The following is a 14,898-nucleotide window of genomic DNA, read 5'->3' on the forward strand; positions in this document are numbered from 1 at the left end:
ACCTTCCCTCAATGGTTGTGGTCCTTCAGCAGTGCTGGAGTGCGGTCGTGCTTCAGCCCGTGACGACGAGGCCGACGACCTCGTCGTCCGAGAACCAGACGCGTACGTCCGGTCGGCCCCCGGCGAAGGCGGAGTGCACCGCCTGCCGCGTCTCGGGGGACGGGTTGTCGAGGTTGCGCCACTGTCCGGCCACGAACAGCCGGAGCCGCGGCGGGAGTTCCGGCGGATACGGGAGCAGCTCGTCCCAGTACCGCTCGGCCTGACCCGAACCCACCGCGGACGGCAGCAGGTTCGTGACCGCCCCCTTGAGGTCGGGGCGGTTGCCGATCCGCTGCGACGCGGGCCTGCCCGGCGCGTCCTGCTGCGGGGAGCCCGTGGAGCGCAGCACCCTGCGGGCCCGGTCCGGGGTCATCGGCTGCTGGCCCGAGGCCTTCAGCATGCCCTGCAGCGAGGCCAGGGCGCCCACGACGATCGGGGACGCGGACGACGTGCCGGAGAACGTGTCGGTGTACCAGGCGATCTCGTCGGCGCCGCCCTGCAGGTCGCCGGGCCGGTCCCAGAAGCCGCCGGTGGTCGTGGTCTCACGGCCCCAGCCCTGCGCGTCCACGCGTGCCCCGTAGTTGGAGAACGCCAGCCGCGAACGGTCGGGGCCGTGGTCACGGCCGTGGGTCCCGGGCGGGGGAGCGCCCGCGCCCACCAGGACCGCGTCGGAGGAGCGGTTGCTCGGGTTGAACGGGTTGCGCCACCAGGACGGGAAGCCGTCGGGACGGCGCTCGTAGACCGCGTCGTCCAGGGACTCGGCGCCGTTGCCCGCCGCGCCGACGACGAGCACGCCCTTCGCGGTGGCGTACCGCACCGCGGCGTAGTCGTCGGGCCACCACTCGATGGCGATGTACCCCTTCTGGTCGTCGCGCGCCTCGAAGTCGAACTTCGGTCCGGGGCGGTGCAGTTCGAGCAGGATGATGTCGCCGCGGTTCAGCCGCTCCGCCGCCGCGTGGATGGTGGCGGCCGTGCCGAGGGGCTGGAAGGAGGCGGCCGCCGTCACGGCCTCCGGCACGATGCCGGTGATGCCGAGGGAGTTGCGGTCGCCGCCGATGACGCCGATCACCGCGGTGCCGTGGTTGCGCCAGGCCAGGTCCTGGATGGGGGTGCCGACGACGACGCCCGCGAGCTTCGCGGCGAGGTCCTCGTGGCGCAGCTGCCAGGAGCCCTCGATGTCGACGACGGTGACGCCCTCGCCGGAGCCGCCGATGCGCTGCCAGGCCCAGCGTGCGTCGATTCCCTCCGGTGCCGGCTTCAAGTAGCCCTGGCGGCTGGTGAAGTCGGGGGTGGAGGGCATGCCTTCCTTGCGTCGCCGGGTCGCCTCGTCGAGGTCGTGCGGCTGGGTCGGCGAGGGGTCGATGGAGGCCGGTACGGCGCCCGGTTTGACGTACGCCGTGTCGATGCCCGGCAGTGCCGCCATCCGGGCGCGCAGTTCGTCGGGGCGGTCGTCGCCGCCGCGGACCCGGTAGAAGAGGGCCAGGTCGGGCACGTCGTTCTCGCCGTCGGCCGGGGGCGCGGCGGCCCGCAGCCGTTCTTCGCTGCCGAACAGCGGCTCCAGAGTGAGCTGTTCGTCGGACAGGAACATGTTCAGGGCTGATACATCGGAGCCGGAGGCCGAGCGGACGTCCCGCTCGCCGGCGCGCAGCCGGGCCTCGGGCCGGGCGACGACGATCAGCTCCTGCTGGGCTTCTCGGTAGGTGAATCCCATTCCGTCGGGGCCCGGTCCGCCGGCTCCGGGGTCCCGCGCCGGGTCTGCCTGCTCGGTCATCGCTTCACCGCTCCCTTCCGTCCTTCGGGTGCCGTGCTGTGCGCTGCGCCAGGTTTCCGGGGCACACCCTGCTACGGCCGGGCCGCGCCGTCCACCCCTCTTTCGCGCAACAGTGTTTGAAAGGAAGTTGAAAAGGGAACCCCGTGCAATTCGGCCATGGGCAGCAGATCGGCCATCAGCGACACAATGGGGCGGCACCCGTGCGGGTGCCGCCCCATGAAACGTGCTGCGAAGCCTCAGTCGTCCGAGGAATCCGGCGGGCCGGAGTCGCCGCTGTCGCCCTCGCCGTCCTCCGGCGCCTGCCCCGGCCGCTGTGTGGGCTTCGGCTTCGGCGGACGCGTGCGGTCGCTGGGCGAGTCCCTGAGGTACGCCGCTCCGCCGTCACCGCCGTCGCGCCGCCGCAGATACCGCTCGAACTCGCGGGCGATGGCCTCGCCCGACGCCTCCGGGAGCTCCGCGGTGTCCCGCGCCTCCTCCAGCGACTGGACGTACTCCGCGACTTCGCTGTCCTCGGCGGCCAGCTGGTCCACGCCCACCTGCCAGGCCCGCGCGTCCTCGGCCAGCTCGCCCAGCGGGATCCGCAGGTCGATCAGGTCCTCCAGACGGTTCAGGAGCGCGAGCGTGGCCTTGGGGTTGGGCGGCTGCGACACGTAGTGCGGGACGGCCGCCCACAGGCTCACGGCCGGGACGCCCGCGTGCGTGCACGCCTCCTGGAGGATGCCGACGATGCCCGTCGGGCCCTCGTACTTGGTCTCCTCCAGGTCCATGGTCCGGGCCAGGTCCGGGTCGGACGTCACGCCGCTGACCGGAACGGGGCGGGTGTGCGGGGTGTCGCCGAGCAGCGCGCCCATGATCACCACCAGCTCGACGCCCAGCTCGTGCGCGAAGCCCAGGATCTCGTTGCAGAACGACCGCCAGCGCATCGACGGCTCGATGCCCCGGACCAGGACCAGGTCGCGGGGCTTGTCGCCGCCGACCCGGACCACCGAGAGTCTCGTCGTCGGCCACGTGATCTTGCGCACTCCGCCGTCCAGCCAGACCGTCGGACGGTTGACCTGGAAGTCGTAGTAGTCCTCGGCGTCCAGCGCCGCGAACACCTCGCCCTTCCACTCCTTGTCGAGATGCGCGACCGCGGTGGAGGCGGCGTCGCCGGCGTCGTTCCAGCCCTCGAACGCGGCCACCATGACCGGGTCGACCAGCTCGGGTACCCCCTCGAGCTCGATCACCCAGGCCTCCTTCCGACGTTCCCTTGCGTACGCCCCAACCTTACGGCGTCGACGGGGTCCGTCCGCAGCCCCCTTGCGTGGGGGAGTGCGTGATCACTGCCCACGCCGGGGGCCGGGAAACGGCGGGTTCGCGCTGGGCGGAGCCGCGCGTTCACGCAGGGCAGCGGGGCGGTCTCACAGCGTCGTGCGCAGCCACTGCTCCACGCTCGCGATGTGCACCGTCGCCCATGATCGGGCCGCCTCCGCGTCGCGGTCGCGCAGGGCGGTGAGGATCGCCCGGTGCTCGTGCAGGGTGCGGCTGACGGCGTCCTCCTGGGTGAGGCCGCGCCAGACGCGGGCCCGGGTGGTGGGTCCGGAGAGGCCGTCCAGCAGGGAGCACAGGACGGAGTTCCCGGCGGACTGGACGATGCCGCGGTGGAACTCCAGGTCGCAGGCGACCAGCTCCTCCACCGAGGGATCGGCGCCCAGTGCGTCCAACTGTGCGGTCAGCGTGTCCAGTTCGGCATCGGTGATGTGGGCGCAGGCCATCGCGGTGGCCGCCGGTTCGAGGATGCGGCGGACCGCGAGGAACTCCAGGACCGTGTCGTCGCGGTGGAAGTCGACGACGAAGCTCAGTGCTTCCAGGAGGAGTTGGGGGTCCAGGCTGGTGACGTACGTCCCGTCGCCCTGGCGCACGTCGAGGATGCGGATCAGGGCGAGGGCGCGCACCGCCTCGCGCAGCGAGTTGCGCGAGAGGCCCAGCTCGGCGGCGAGTTCACTCTCCTTGGGCAGCCGGTCGCCGGGGCGCAGCGCGCCCGAGACGATCATGCCCTTGATCTTCTCGATGGCCTCGTCGGTGACAGCCATGGGGACCTCGCCTCACCAGTCAAAAGTGTCAAAAAGACATCCGATGTATCAGGCGATTATGGCCCGGCGCGCGGCCATGCCGCAGGTGAGTACGGGGATTGACCCATTTCCTTGAGGGCTAAGATTTCCCCACGGGTCCCGGCGCACCGCCGGGCGGTCCCAGGAGGGCGGGCGGCAGATGGCCGGGAAGAAGGCGGCGCAGCAGCCGGACGCGGTGGCGTCGATCATCGCGGACTGGGCGCGGGAACGGCCCGACCTCGACACCTCGCCGCTGGAGGTCCTCGCCCGGCTGCACCGCACCTTCATCCGCTACAACACCCGGCTGACCTCCGCGATCGAGCGGCACGGGCTCGCGGTCGCCGGATTCGACGTGCTCACCGCACTGCGCAGGGCCGGCGCCCCCTACCGTCTCACCGCGGGCCAGCTGGCCGACTCCGGACTGGTCTCCTCCGCCGGGGTGACGCTGCGCATCGACCGGCTGGAGAAGGACGGCCTGATCGTGCGCGAGCGCGACGCCGAGGACCGCCGCGTCGTCTACTCACGGCTCACCGAGGCGGGGCTCGCCAAGATCGACGAGGTGTTCGCCGAGCACCTCGACAACGAACGCCGGATGCTCGACGGGCTCTCCCCGGCCGAGCGGCGCCAGCTGGCCCGCCTGCTGTCCAAGCTGGAGCGGTCCATCACCGACGCCGGTCCGCGGGACGCCGAGGGCGCTCAGACCGACGAGGCCTGAGCCTCCGCCTCCGCGCGGTACATCCGGCGCAGCCGGACCACTCCCAGGTCGTGCTGGTAGAGGTTCTCCCGCTGGTCGGCGTCGGCCGGCATGGCCTCCAGCATCACCCGGTCCTGTTCGAGCACCTGCCAGTGGCGCTCCTCGATGAGGGTCCGGTAGAGGAACCGCCAGCTGTCGCGCTGCCAGCCCTGAACGCGCCGGTAGCGCCAGAAGAAGACGCCGGTGCGGTTCTCGTCGACCGGACAGACCATGCCGACGATCCCGAACGGGCCGCCGGGGCCCGCCGACGGCGGATACGGGATGGTCAGGTCCACCCAGTCCACGCCCGTGCGGCACAGCTCCACCCAGTCGAAGTTGACGCCCCGCTGGTCGGTCTTCTCGAAGAAGTAGCCGCGGTCCGTCTCCCGGATGCGGAACTTGGCGGTGGTGTCGCCGTCGTACATGGTGTGCGATTCGTGGTGCAGGAACGCGCCGTGCATCGGGTCGAGGAGGTTCTCCACCGCGAACCGCCACGGGCCGTTCCACTCCGCGTAGCAGAGGATCGCGTCGACCTCGGGGTCGGTGAGCGGCTCGGGCAGGGTCAGCTCGGCCGGTTCGGGGTGCTGCTCGTCCCCGAAGTACGCGAGGACCGCGCCGCCGACCTCGCGCACGGGCAGCGACGCGACGAGCTTCTTGCCCTCCAGGTTGCAGCCGGGCAGTCCGGGCACGGACGACACGGTGCCGTCGGTCTCGACCTCCACCCCGTGGTACCAGCACGCCACCCGGTCGCCCAGGTGCTTGCCCAGGGAGAGGGGCGCCCCGCGGTGCGGGCAGCGGTCGGCGAGCATCGACAGGGCGCCGTCGGAGCGGCGGAAGAGCAGCCACTGCTCGCCGAGCGCGGTGACCTTGCGCATGTCGCCGGGTGCCACGAAGGAGGACGGGACGACCGGATGCCACTGGTTGCGCAGGCCCGTGGCGTAGATGTGGTCGGCGGTGTCTTTCACGGACGGGCTCATCTCAGGCTCCCAGTCGGTTGATCTCGGCGCGGAAGGACTCCTCGGTCCAGGGCGCGCCGTCGGGCGCGTGGACCTGGCGGGCGTTGAGCCCGCGGACGACGTCGGCCAGTTCGTGGCCCTCCTTCGTGAAGACCTCTTCGAGGGTGGCGGCCAGCTTGTACTCGTAGGGGCTGGGCTCGTGCGTACGGGACTGGTGGATGTCCAGGTACGGCCAGGTCGTGGTCACTGATGCCTCCAGGGGCCGGGGGAGTGGTTCACAGGTCGAGGACGAGACGGCGGCCCGAGGCGCAGCGCGAGACGCAGATCATCATCGAGGCGTTCGCGGCGTGCTCGGCCTCGCTGAGCAGGAAGTCGCGGTGGTCGGGGGCGCCGTCGAGCACACGGGTCTCGCAGGACCCGCAGATGCCGTCCCGGCAGGAGCTGTTCACGGAGAGCCCGGCGGCCTCCGCGGCCGCGAGGACCGAGGTGTCCGGGCCCACGGAGAGCGTCACGCCGGAGCGCCGGCACTCCACCTCGAAGGCCGCGTCGTCGCCGGAGCGCTCGACGGCCGGCGCCGCGAAGCGCTCCACCCGCAGCCGCTCGGCCGGACAGGCCGCCTCCACGGCGGTGAGCAGCGGCTCGGGCCCGCAGCAGTACACGAGGGTGCCCTCGGGCAGCCCCCGGCCACCGCCGCCGAGCGCGTCGGCGAGGTCGATGTGCCCCTGCTCGTCGTGCGGTACGAGAGTCGACGCACCGCCCAGCGCGGCCAGTTCATCGGTGAACGCCATCGAGTCGCGGGTGCGCCCGCCGTACACGAGCCGCCAGGGCGTGCCGCGCCGCGCCGCCTCCCTGGCCATCGCGAGGACCGGGGTGATTCCGATGCCGCCCGCGACGAACACATAGCCCGGCGCGTCCTCCAGCGCGAAGTGGTTGCGCGGCTCGGACACCGTGACGCGCTGACCGGGCCGCAGCTGCGTGTGCACGTACCGCGAACCGCCGCGCGAGGAGGGCTCGTTGAGGACTCCGATGCGGTACGAAGCGGCGTCCCGGGGATCGCCGCACAGGCTGTACTGCCGCACCTGCCCGCCCACGAGGACGTCGAGGTGCGCGCCGGGCTCCCAGGCGGGCAGCGGTTTGCCGTCCGGGTGGACGAGCTCGACGGAGAGCACGCCCTGTGCCTCCCACGTCATCCGGCGCACCAGCAGGTCCAGCTCGGTCTCTGGGGTGGTCATGGCTGGGGCCTCCCTACGCTGCGGGGATCTTCACGGGCGGGGTGAACGGGCTCTTCATCGGACCGAGCGCCGCGAGGTCCACCTCGACGAGCACCGGACCGCCCGAGGCGACGGCCTCGGCGACGACCGGCCCCGCCTGCTCGGCCGCGGCGATCCGCAGGTACGGCAGCCCACACGCCTGCGCGAGGAGAGCGAAGTCGGGCGTGGCGAGGTCGACGCCGGAGCGGCGCTCGCCGTAGCGGTCCTGCATGTTGCGGAGCACGCCGTAGCCGCCGTCATTGAAGACGATCAGGGTCAGCTGCGGCCTCTCCTGCGCGAGGGTGAGGAGTTCGCCGAGGTGTACCGCGAGCCCGCCGTCGCCCGCGAGGACCACGGTGGGGGCCCCGGGCCGGGCGAGCGCCGCACCGATGCCCATGCCGAGGCCCTGTCCGATGCCGCCGCCGCGCGGGAAGACGTTGTCCCGCGGGTCGTACATCTCCAGGAGGCGGTTGCCCCAGCTGCTGGACGCGATGGTCACGTCACGGGCGATCACCGCCGCCCGGGGGAGCGCGGCGCGGATCGCGTCGCAGAGCGCAGCCTGCGGGCCGATGGCCTCGCGCAGGTCGGCCCGGACCTCCTCGCGCACCCCGGTGACGCGTCGGCTCCAGCCGGACTCGGCCTCGGTGCGGCGGGCGTACGGCAGGAGGGCGCGCAGTACCTCGGCCGCGTCGCCGCACAGGGCGTGCGCCGCCGGGTAGACACGGCCGAGGGCCGCCGGATCGATGTCGATCTGGAGGTGGGCGGCGGGCAGGTCGAGGCCGTAGTCGGCGGTCTCGTTGGACCTGAAGTGCGTGCCCACGCTCACGAGCACGTCGGCGTCCGCGAGCAGGGCGCGACCCGCCGGGGTGGTGGCGAAGTTCCCGACGACCCGCGGGTCGTCCTCGGGCACCGCGCCGCGCCCCGAGTTGGAGGTGAGCAGCCCGGCGCCGGTGGCGGCGAGCAGCTCGGCCAGTTCGGCGCCCGCGCCCGTGGCGCCGCCGCCCGCCCAGACCAGGGGGCGCCGCGCCGACGCCAACAGCTCGCCCGCGGCGCCCAGTTCGTCGCCCAGCGGGGCGGTGAAGATCGGCGCGGGCAGGTCGAGCGCCGCGTCGGTCTGCGCCGCGTACTGGAGGTCCACCGGCCACTCCACGCTGGCGGGGCCGCCGGGCGCGGCGAGCGCGGCACGGGCCGCCGCGCGCAGCACGCGGCCCGCGTCGGCGGCGGACGGCACGGTGGCCGCGTACGCCGAGACCGCCGTCAACATGCCCAGCTGGTCCTTCGTCTCGTGGATGAAGCCGCGCCCGCTGCCCAGGTACCGGCTCTCCACCTGCCCGGTGACGTGCAGCACGGACGTTCCCGCGCTGAGCGCCTCGACGAGCGACCCGGCCGCGTTGCCCGCGCCGGTGCCGGTCGAGGTGAGCGCGCAGCCGATCGAGCCGCGGGCCCTGCCGTGGGCGTCGGCGGCGTTCACGGCCGTCGCCTCGTGCCGCACCGGCACGAAGCGCAGTTCGCGGTCGACGGCCTCGACGAGCGGCAGGTTGTGGACGCTGACGATCCCGAAGACCGTGTCGATGCCGAGTTCGCGCAGGACGGCGACGAGGAGATCGCCTCCGTTGTCGTAACGCATGGGGGCTCCTCAGAGGATGCCGCGGCCGACTCCGCCGCAGACGTCGATGCTGGTTCCTGTGATGTAGGAGGCGCGCGGTGAGAGCAGCGCGAGGATCGCGTACGCCACCTCGTCGGCCCGCCCCAGCCGGCCGAGCGCGACACCGCGGTCGGCGGCGAGCTCCGCCTGCCACTCCTCGTACGAGCGGCCGGAGCCGGCGGCGGCGTGCCGCCGCGTCCACTGCCCGGTGTCGATGAGCCCCAGGCAGACGGAGTTGACGCGGATGCCGTCCGGCGCGAGCTCACGGGCGAGGGACGCGGAGAGGTTGAGGATGCCCGCGCGGGCGGCGCTGGTGGTGATGAGGCGGGGCTCGGGCTGTTTGGCGAGGACGGCGTTGACGTTCACGACGGACGCGCCCGCCGAGGCGCGCAGGTACGGGCGGGCGGCGTGCAGCGGGTTGAGGACCCCCGCGAACTTCAGCTCCAGCTCGTCGCGCCAGTCGTCCTCGGTCGTCTCGTCGAGACGCTTCATCCGGGACTGCCCGGCGTTGTTGACGAGTCCGTCGATGACGCCCCGGCCGCCGAACTCCTCGGCCGCGCGGCGCGTGAACTCCCTCACGGCGGTGGCGTCCCGCACGTCGCACGGCGCGGTGAAGAGGCGGTCGTGCGTGCCGATCCCGTTGAGCCGGTCGGCGTCGCGCCCGCAGGTGGCGACGTACGCGCCCTCGTCGAGCAGGGCGCGGACCGTGGCCAGGCCGACGCCCGAGCTGCCGCCGGTGACCAGGAAGGTCCGGTCGGCGAGGCCCAGATCCATGTCTGTCTTCTCCAGGGTCAGTTCATGGTGAAGCCGCCGTTGACGGCGACCACCTGTCCGGTCAGATAGCGGGACTCCTCGGAGAGGAGGAAGGCGGCGAGGCCGACCAGGTCGTCGGGTTGCTGCGGACGCGCGATGGCCCGGTTGGCCCGGTAGAGCCCGTGCCGCTCGGCCGGCACCGTCTCGGTCGCCTCGCACTCGGTGAGGCCCGGCGCGAGCGCGTTGACGGTGATGCCGCGCTCGCCGAGCTCCCGTGCCATGGCCCGGGTGAGGGCGATGACGGCGCCCTTGGACGCGATGTAGTGGGCGAGCCGCGGGGAGCCGTAGAGGGCCGCGTCCGACGCGATGTTCACGATGCGCCCGGTGGGCCCGAACAGCGGGTGCAGGCACTTCGCGACGAGCCAGGGGCCGCGTGCGTTGACCGCCATCAGCCGGTCCCACGCCGCGATGTCGATGTCCTGGAACTCCTTGCCGCCGACACCGTTGGCGAGCGCCGCGTTGTTGACGAGGCCGTACAGCGGCCCCGTCTCGCGCACGGCGTCGGCGAGCTCCGCGACCGACGCGGGGTCGGCGACGTCGCAGCGCACGAACCGGGCGTCGAGCCCCTCCGCGCGCAGCTCCCGCTCCGCCCCCGCGCCCCGCTCGGCGTCCAGCTCGGCGACGACGACCCGGAAGCCGTCGGCGCCCGCCCGGCGGGCCATGGCAAGGCCCAGGCCACGGCCCGCCCCGGTGATCACGACGGTGCGTGGGTCAGCCACGGGTGACGCCGTGCATCGGCGAGTACTCCGGGTACGACGGCACCTGCGGCTTCCGCGTGCCGATGACGACGCAGAACAGGGCGTCGGTGTCGCCCTCGTTCTTCAGGGAGCGGGTCACCCCGGCCGGGACGACGATCATGTCGCGGTAGCCGAGCGTGCGGTACTCGACCTCGTCCGGGCCCCGGTGCACGCCGACCCGGACCTCGCCCTCCAGGACGAAGAAGGCCTCCTCCACGTCGTGGTGGGTGTGGGCGGGCCCTTCGGCGCCGGGCGGCAGCAGCATGTTGGAGAAGGTGAAGCCGCCGGAGGGGAGGATCCTGCTGTCGCTCTCGTGGTTGCCGGTGGCACCGGACCCGACGTAGCGGATCTGGCCGCGGCGGTACTGCGGACCCGCCTTCTCCTGGAAGGAGAGGGTGTCGAAGTCCGCGACGCGCGAGTCCTTCGAGGCGATGAGGGAGTCGGTGTAACGGGCGAGGTCGCCGCCGTTGTCGTACTCGGTCGTGGTCAGAGGCATGGCTCAGAACTCCTGCTCGGGAAGGTGGGCGGTGATGCGGAGGTGGGAGAGCACCCAGGCGTTGAACCGCTCGGGCTGTTCCTGGTTGGCCAGGTGACCGGCGTTCTTGACGATCACGTAGGCCGTCTTGTGCAGGGCCCCGGCGACGGCCTGGGAGGCCTCGACGCCGGTGACCCGGTCCTGGTCGCCGCAGAGGACGAGGGAGGGGGCGCCGATGGCGGGGAGTTCGGGGCGCAGGTCGGCCGCGGCCATCGACTCGGCGGCGTAGGCGTAGCCGGGCAGGCGCACCGCGGCGGCCATGGTGCCGACGACCCGGGCGACGAGCTCGGGCGGCGCGTCGGGCGAGACGAGCCGGGGGCCGCGCCGCTCGGCGAAGGCGCGGGGCCCGAGCTCGGCCAGCTCGGCGGCGCGCCGCCGCATGGCCGCCGCCTTCGCGGGATCGGTCCCGGAACCGGCGCTGGAGTCCGCGACGATCAGCGAGTCCACGAGGTCCGGATGGCGGGCGGCGAGCCGCAGCGCGATCACACCGCCCCACGAGACGCCGAGGACGTGCGCCGAAGCGCCCCGGGCGCGGATCACCTCGGCCGCCGCGTCCGCGAACCCGTCCAGGCCCAACGGCCCTTCCGGGTCGGGTGACTCGGCGTACCCGGGCGCGTCCCAGGCGAGGACCCGCAGCTGTCCGGAGAGGCCGTCGAGCTGGGGCGCGAACGAGGCCGACGAGGAGCCGATGCCGTGCAGGCACAGCAGCAGCGGACCACTCGATCCCGCCTCCGCCACGTGCACCTCGGGAGCGCGGCCGGTCACAGGATCTGCCCCGTCCGCCCGGCCAGCGCCGCCAGCGAGCGCAGCACCGCGTACGGCACGACCTGGCTGGTCGCGGGGTTGCCGGGGTCCGGCAGATGGGCGACCTCGAAGCGGTACGAGCCGTGCGCGCCGGACGCCTCGACGACGTGCCGCGTGTGGTGCGCGCCGGGGTCGGCGACGACCTGGACCCGCACGGCGTCCAGGTCGCCGACGGCGAGGGCGACCGAGGCCGCGACGTTCGTCGACTTGGGGAACTTCACGGGGACGTCGCGCGCGGTCCCCGACAGCACCTCGACCGGGCCGGTCGCCGTCCGCATCCGGGACAGCAACTCCGCGTCCATCCAGGGCTGTTCGAGCGTGCCAGGCAGCTTCGTGGTGGTCAGTCGCACCTCGTCGAGCGGGCCGAGGGAGCGCACGGCCTGCAGGAGGTCGAGGCCGCCGACCGCGCCGCCGGTGAAGTAGACCCGGCCGGGGCCCGCCGCGAGCAGCCGCTTCGCCAGCTCCTCGTCGGTGAGGGCGCCCGTCGAGGCGATCAGCAGGTCGGTCCCGGAGGTGAGGACGCGCTCGCCCCATTCCCGTACGACCCCCTGCCCCGCCGCCTCCACGATCAGTTCGCAGCGCTCCAGGGCCTCGTCGAAGGAGACCTGCGGCGCGGGCGCCGCCTCGCCGAGCGGACGGTTGTCGACGACGCACGTCAACTCGGCGCCGGGGATGCGGTGTTCGACGAGCGCGGTGCCGACGACCCGGCCGATGGCGCCCCAGCCGACCAGTCCGACTTTCAGGGTGGCGGTCACGCGTGCGCTCCTTCCGGCATACCGGCCATGTGGCAGCGGATCTCCTTCGACGGCGGTCCCGCCGTGCCCCACAGGTCGGACAGCTCGGGCACCCGCCGCCACACCTTGGCGATCCAGCGGTCCTCGACGACCTGGGCGACCTCGGAGGTGTACTCGCAGACGAGCCCGGTCGGATCGGTGAAGTAGGAGAAGGTGTTGTTGCCGGGGCCGTGCCGCCCCGGACCCCACTGAGGCACGATCCCGTGGTGGCGCAGCCGCCCGAGTCCCCGCATGAAGTGGTCGATCGAACTCATCTCGTACGCCACGTGGTTGAGGGAGACCCACTCGGCCTGGTTGAAGGCGACGCAGTGGTGGTCGGCGTTGCAGCGCAGGAACGCCATCTGGTGCTCGGACCAGTCGGAGACGCGCAGGCCCAGCACGTCGCGGTAGAAGGCGACGGAGGCGTCGATGTCGGTGGTGTTGAGGACGGCGTGTGTGACGCCCACCGGTACCGCGCCGTCCCGGCCGCGCGGCGGGACCGCCCAGGTGTCGGCGGAGAGCTCGACGGTGCGGCCCTCGTGGTCGGCGAAGCGCAGGCCGTAGCCGCCGCCGACCTGGTCGAGCGGTCCGGGACCGGCCACCGGGGCGATGCCGCGCGCTTCGAGGCGCCGGGCGGCCTCGTCGACCTCGGCGGGGGTGCCGACGGCGAAGGAGAGGCGCCCGAGTCCGGTCCGGTCGGACCGGGTGAGCTGGAGGGCGTGGTGCTCGTCGCCGGTGCCGCGCAGCCAGCTCGCGCTGTGTTCGGCCTCGACGACCTCCAGGCCCCAGGCGTCCTCGTAGAAGTCGGCGGCCTCCGCGAAGGAGGGGGTGAGCAGCTCGACGGAGCGCAGGGCGCGCAGCCGGGCTATCGGGGGGTGGGGATGGGACATCAGGTGCTCCAGAGGGTCACAGGTGCTCCAGAAGGTCATTCGGCCCAGGGCAGCGGGGTGTCGGCGGTGCCCCAGTACAGGGACTTCTGGCGCTGGTAGGAGCGGATGCCGTCGCGGCCCTTCTCCCGGCCGAGGCCGCTGTCCTTCATGCCGCCGAAGGGGGTGGAGACGCTGAACTGCTTGTACGTGTTGATCCAGACGGTGCCCGCCTCGACGCGGCGCGCGATCCGCCACGCGGCCCGGTGGTCGCGGGTCCAGATGCCGCAGGCCAGGCCGTACACGGAGGAGTCGGCCTGCCGCACGAGGTCGTCCTCGTCGTCGAAGGGCAGGGCGACCAGGACCGGGCCGAAGATCTCCTCCTGGCAGGTCCGCGAGGAGTTCGGCAGGCCGTCCAGGACGGTGGGCAGGTAGTACGCGCCGTCGGCGTAGGCGGGCCCTTCGGGCGCGGCGCCGCCGCACAGCACGCGCGCGCCCTCCGCACGGGCGAGGTCGACGTACCGCGCGACGGCGTCCCGGTGCTCGTGGTGGACGAGCGGCGCCACCTGTGTGTCGGGGTCCGTGCCGGGGCCGACGCGCAACTTGCTTACCCGCTCGACGAGTTCGCCGACGAACTCCGCGTACAGCTCGCGCGCCACGAACAGCCGGGACCCGGCGACGCAGGACTGTCCGCTGGAGGAGAACACCCCGAACATCACCCCGGCCAGCGCCTGCTCGACGTCCGCGTCGGCGCGGACGACCGTCGGTGACTTGCCGCCGAGCTCCAGCGATACGGGCATGAGCTTGTCGGCGGCGGCGTGGGCGAGGGTGCGTCCCGTCGCGGTGCCGCCGGTGAAGGTGACCTTGCCGACGCGCGGGTCCCGCACGATGGCGTCACCGACGATGCTGCCGCGGCCGGGGAGGACGGACAGCAGGGCGGCGGGCAGGCCGAGTTCGTCGAGTGCCCGGCCGATCAGGCGGCCGAGCGCCAGGGAGACGAGAGGGGTCCACTCGGCGGGCTTGAGGAGTACGGCGTTGCCGCCGGCGAGTGCGGGGGCGAGCTTCTGCGCGTCGCTGGCGACGGGCGAGTTCCAGGGGTTGATCGCGCCGACGACGCCGATCGGCTCGTACACGCTCATCGTCACGTAGTCGCCGCGCGAGGGGGTGAGCGCCTCCTCGGCGGTCTCCAGGGCGGCCGCCGTGTAGCGGAACGTCCCGGCGGCGCTGGCCACCAGGGCGCGGGTCTCGGTGAGCGCCTTGCCGGTGTCCGCGGTCTGCAGTGCGGCGAGGTGCTCGGCGTTGTCCTCGATCAACGTGGCTATTCGGTGCAGGAGTTGGGCGCGCTGGTGCGGCAGCAGGCGTCGCCAGCGCGGGTCGGCGGCGGCGCGGGCCGCCAGTGCCGTCGACTCCCGGTCGCCGTCGACGACTTCGAGCCGCGCTCCGTGCGCGCCGATCTGCTCCAGCTTCTTCGGCGACGTCCCGGCGGGTACGAACACGGTGCAGTCGAGCCCGGCCCGCGCGCAGTACGCGGCGACGGCCGTGCCCGCGTTGCCGCTGCTGTCGGCGATGACCCGGTCGGGGCCGAGGCGCCGTGCGAGGGCCGCGAGCATGACCGCGCCACGATCCTTGAAGGACAGCGTCGGCATCAGGAAGTCCAACTTGGCCGAAACCGGCCCCGCCAGCTCCACGAGGGGCGTGCGGCCCTCGCCGAGGGAGATCGCGGGGGCGGGCAGGGGCAGGCATTCCGCGTACCGACACAGCGAGTTGACCCGTCCCGCGAGTGCCTTCAGGGGAGCGGGTGAGGGGGAGAAGTCCAGGTCGAGGGGGCCACGGCAGGCCGGGCACGACCAGGTGAGCGAGCCGCCCGGGACGCGCGTCCCGTCGGC

At 73.1% G+C, this 14,898-nt stretch carries 15 protein-coding genes; 1 reads left to right on the forward strand and 14 read right to left on the reverse strand.

Annotated elements, in window-relative coordinates:
* Positions 1 to 52: 52 nt before the first annotated feature.
* The 3 genes from AOK03_RS11570 to AOK03_RS11580 form a co-directional block, all read right to left on the reverse strand.
* Positions 53 to 1,810 carry a S8 family peptidase gene (locus tag AOK03_RS11570; RefSeq protein ID WP_055565110.1) on the reverse strand — a complete coding sequence of 586 codons (1,758 nt, stop codon included), beginning with the start codon at positions 1,808 to 1,810 and terminating at the stop codon, positions 53 to 55.
* Positions 1,811 to 2,046: 236 nt separating this feature from the next.
* Entirely contained in the window at positions 2,047 to 3,036 is a 990-nt protein-coding gene (locus AOK03_RS11575) for a PAC2 family protein (protein WP_055565111.1), read from the reverse strand.
* A 174-nt stretch (positions 3,037 to 3,210) separates the two neighbouring features.
* Positions 3,211 to 3,882, reverse strand: coding sequence for a FadR/GntR family transcriptional regulator (locus AOK03_RS11580; RefSeq protein WP_055565112.1), 672 nt, complete (start codon positions 3,880 to 3,882; stop codon positions 3,211 to 3,213).
* A gap of 178 nt (positions 3,883 to 4,060) precedes the next feature.
* Here AOK03_RS11580 and AOK03_RS11585 point away from each other — a divergent pair, with 178 nt between their 5' ends.
* Positions 4,061 to 4,615, forward strand: a complete 555-nt coding sequence (locus tag AOK03_RS11585; protein ID WP_055565113.1) for a MarR family winged helix-turn-helix transcriptional regulator — start codon at positions 4,061 to 4,063, stop codon at positions 4,613 to 4,615.
* Here AOK03_RS11585 and AOK03_RS11590 read toward each other — a convergent pair.
* Genes AOK03_RS11590 through AOK03_RS11640 form a run of 11 tightly spaced genes read right to left on the reverse strand, consistent with a single transcriptional unit; the run spans position 4,597 to position 14,829 of the window.
* Positions 4,597 to 5,610: an aromatic ring-hydroxylating oxygenase subunit alpha gene (locus AOK03_RS11590; protein WP_055565114.1), complete on the reverse strand. Its 1,014-nt coding sequence runs from the start codon at positions 5,608 to 5,610 to the stop codon at positions 4,597 to 4,599. The two genes, AOK03_RS11585 and AOK03_RS11590, sit on opposite strands and share 19 nt — an antisense overlap.
* A 1-nt stretch (position 5,611) precedes the next feature.
* Positions 5,612 to 5,836, reverse strand: a complete 225-nt coding sequence (locus tag AOK03_RS11595; RefSeq protein ID WP_055565115.1) for a recombinase-like helix-turn-helix domain-containing protein — start codon at positions 5,834 to 5,836, stop codon at positions 5,612 to 5,614.
* Between the two features lie 28 nt (positions 5,837 to 5,864).
* On the reverse strand, positions 5,865 to 6,821 hold the full coding sequence (locus tag AOK03_RS11600) for a PDR/VanB family oxidoreductase (RefSeq protein WP_055565116.1): 957 nt from the start codon (positions 6,819 to 6,821) through the stop codon (positions 5,865 to 5,867).
* 13 nt (positions 6,822 to 6,834) lie between these two features.
* Positions 6,835 to 8,466, reverse strand: a complete 1,632-nt coding sequence (locus AOK03_RS11605) for a thiamine pyrophosphate-binding protein (RefSeq protein ID WP_055565117.1) — start codon at positions 8,464 to 8,466, stop codon at positions 6,835 to 6,837.
* 9 nt (positions 8,467 to 8,475) lie between these two features.
* The gene (locus tag AOK03_RS11610) at positions 8,476 to 9,258 is read right to left on the reverse strand and encodes an SDR family oxidoreductase (protein ID WP_055565118.1); all 783 of its coding nucleotides are present in this window, start codon (positions 9,256 to 9,258) and stop codon (positions 8,476 to 8,478) included.
* A gap of 17 nt (positions 9,259 to 9,275) precedes the next feature.
* Positions 9,276 to 10,016, reverse strand: a complete 741-nt coding sequence (locus AOK03_RS11615; RefSeq protein WP_079074642.1) for an SDR family oxidoreductase — start codon at positions 10,014 to 10,016, stop codon at positions 9,276 to 9,278.
* Positions 10,009 to 10,530 carry a cupin domain-containing protein gene (locus AOK03_RS11620; RefSeq protein WP_055565119.1) on the reverse strand — a complete coding sequence of 174 codons (522 nt, stop codon included), beginning with the start codon at positions 10,528 to 10,530 and terminating at the stop codon, positions 10,009 to 10,011. The genes AOK03_RS11615 and AOK03_RS11620 overlap by 8 nt, the downstream gene beginning before the upstream one ends.
* Positions 10,531 to 10,533: 3 nt before the next feature.
* Complete coding sequence (locus AOK03_RS41825; RefSeq protein WP_055565120.1) at positions 10,534 to 11,334, reverse strand: alpha/beta fold hydrolase; 801 nt, start codon at positions 11,332 to 11,334, stop codon at positions 10,534 to 10,536.
* Positions 11,331 to 12,128, reverse strand: coding sequence for an aspartate dehydrogenase domain-containing protein (locus AOK03_RS11630; protein ID WP_208609528.1), 798 nt, complete (start codon positions 12,126 to 12,128; stop codon positions 11,331 to 11,333). Before AOK03_RS11630 ends, AOK03_RS41825 begins: the two co-directional genes overlap by 4 nt.
* Entirely contained in the window at positions 12,125 to 13,036 is a 912-nt protein-coding gene (locus AOK03_RS11635; RefSeq protein ID WP_055565121.1) for a VOC family protein, read from the reverse strand. The genes AOK03_RS11630 and AOK03_RS11635 overlap by 4 nt, the downstream gene beginning before the upstream one ends.
* Before the next feature lie 35 nt (positions 13,037 to 13,071).
* Complete coding sequence (locus AOK03_RS11640) at positions 13,072 to 14,829, reverse strand: aldehyde dehydrogenase family protein (protein ID WP_341845794.1); 1,758 nt, start codon at positions 14,827 to 14,829, stop codon at positions 13,072 to 13,074.
* Positions 14,830 to 14,898: the final 69 nt, after the last annotated feature.

Origin of the sequence: Streptomyces atriruber, from assembly GCF_001418325.1 — a bacterium.
GTDB lineage: Bacteria > Actinomycetota > Actinomycetes > Streptomycetales > Streptomycetaceae > Streptomyces > Streptomyces atriruber.

Coding starts and splice junctions, on each gene's coding strand:
- AOK03_RS11570 (WP_055565110.1), bottom strand. CDS start 1,810: ATGACCGAGCAGGCAGACCCGGCGCGGGACCCCGGAGCCGGCGGACCG.
- AOK03_RS11580 (WP_055565112.1), bottom strand. CDS start 3,882: ATGGCTGTCACCGACGAGGCCATCGAGAAGATCAAGGGCATGATCGTC.
- AOK03_RS11585 (WP_055565113.1), top strand. CDS start 4,061: ATGGCCGGGAAGAAGGCGGCGCAGCAGCCGGACGCGGTGGCGTCGATC.
- AOK03_RS11590 (WP_055565114.1), bottom strand. CDS start 5,610: ATGAGCCCGTCCGTGAAAGACACCGCCGACCACATCTACGCCACGGGC.
- AOK03_RS11600 (WP_055565116.1), bottom strand. CDS start 6,821: ATGACCACCCCAGAGACCGAGCTGGACCTGCTGGTGCGCCGGATGACG.
- AOK03_RS11605 (WP_055565117.1), bottom strand. CDS start 8,466: ATGCGTTACGACAACGGAGGCGATCTCCTCGTCGCCGTCCTGCGCGAA.
- AOK03_RS11610 (WP_055565118.1), bottom strand. CDS start 9,258: ATGGATCTGGGCCTCGCCGACCGGACCTTCCTGGTCACCGGCGGCAGC.
- AOK03_RS11620 (WP_055565119.1), bottom strand. CDS start 10,530: ATGCCTCTGACCACGACCGAGTACGACAACGGCGGCGACCTCGCCCGT.
- AOK03_RS11635 (WP_055565121.1), bottom strand. CDS start 13,036: ATGTCCCATCCCCACCCCCCGATAGCCCGGCTGCGCGCCCTGCGCTCC.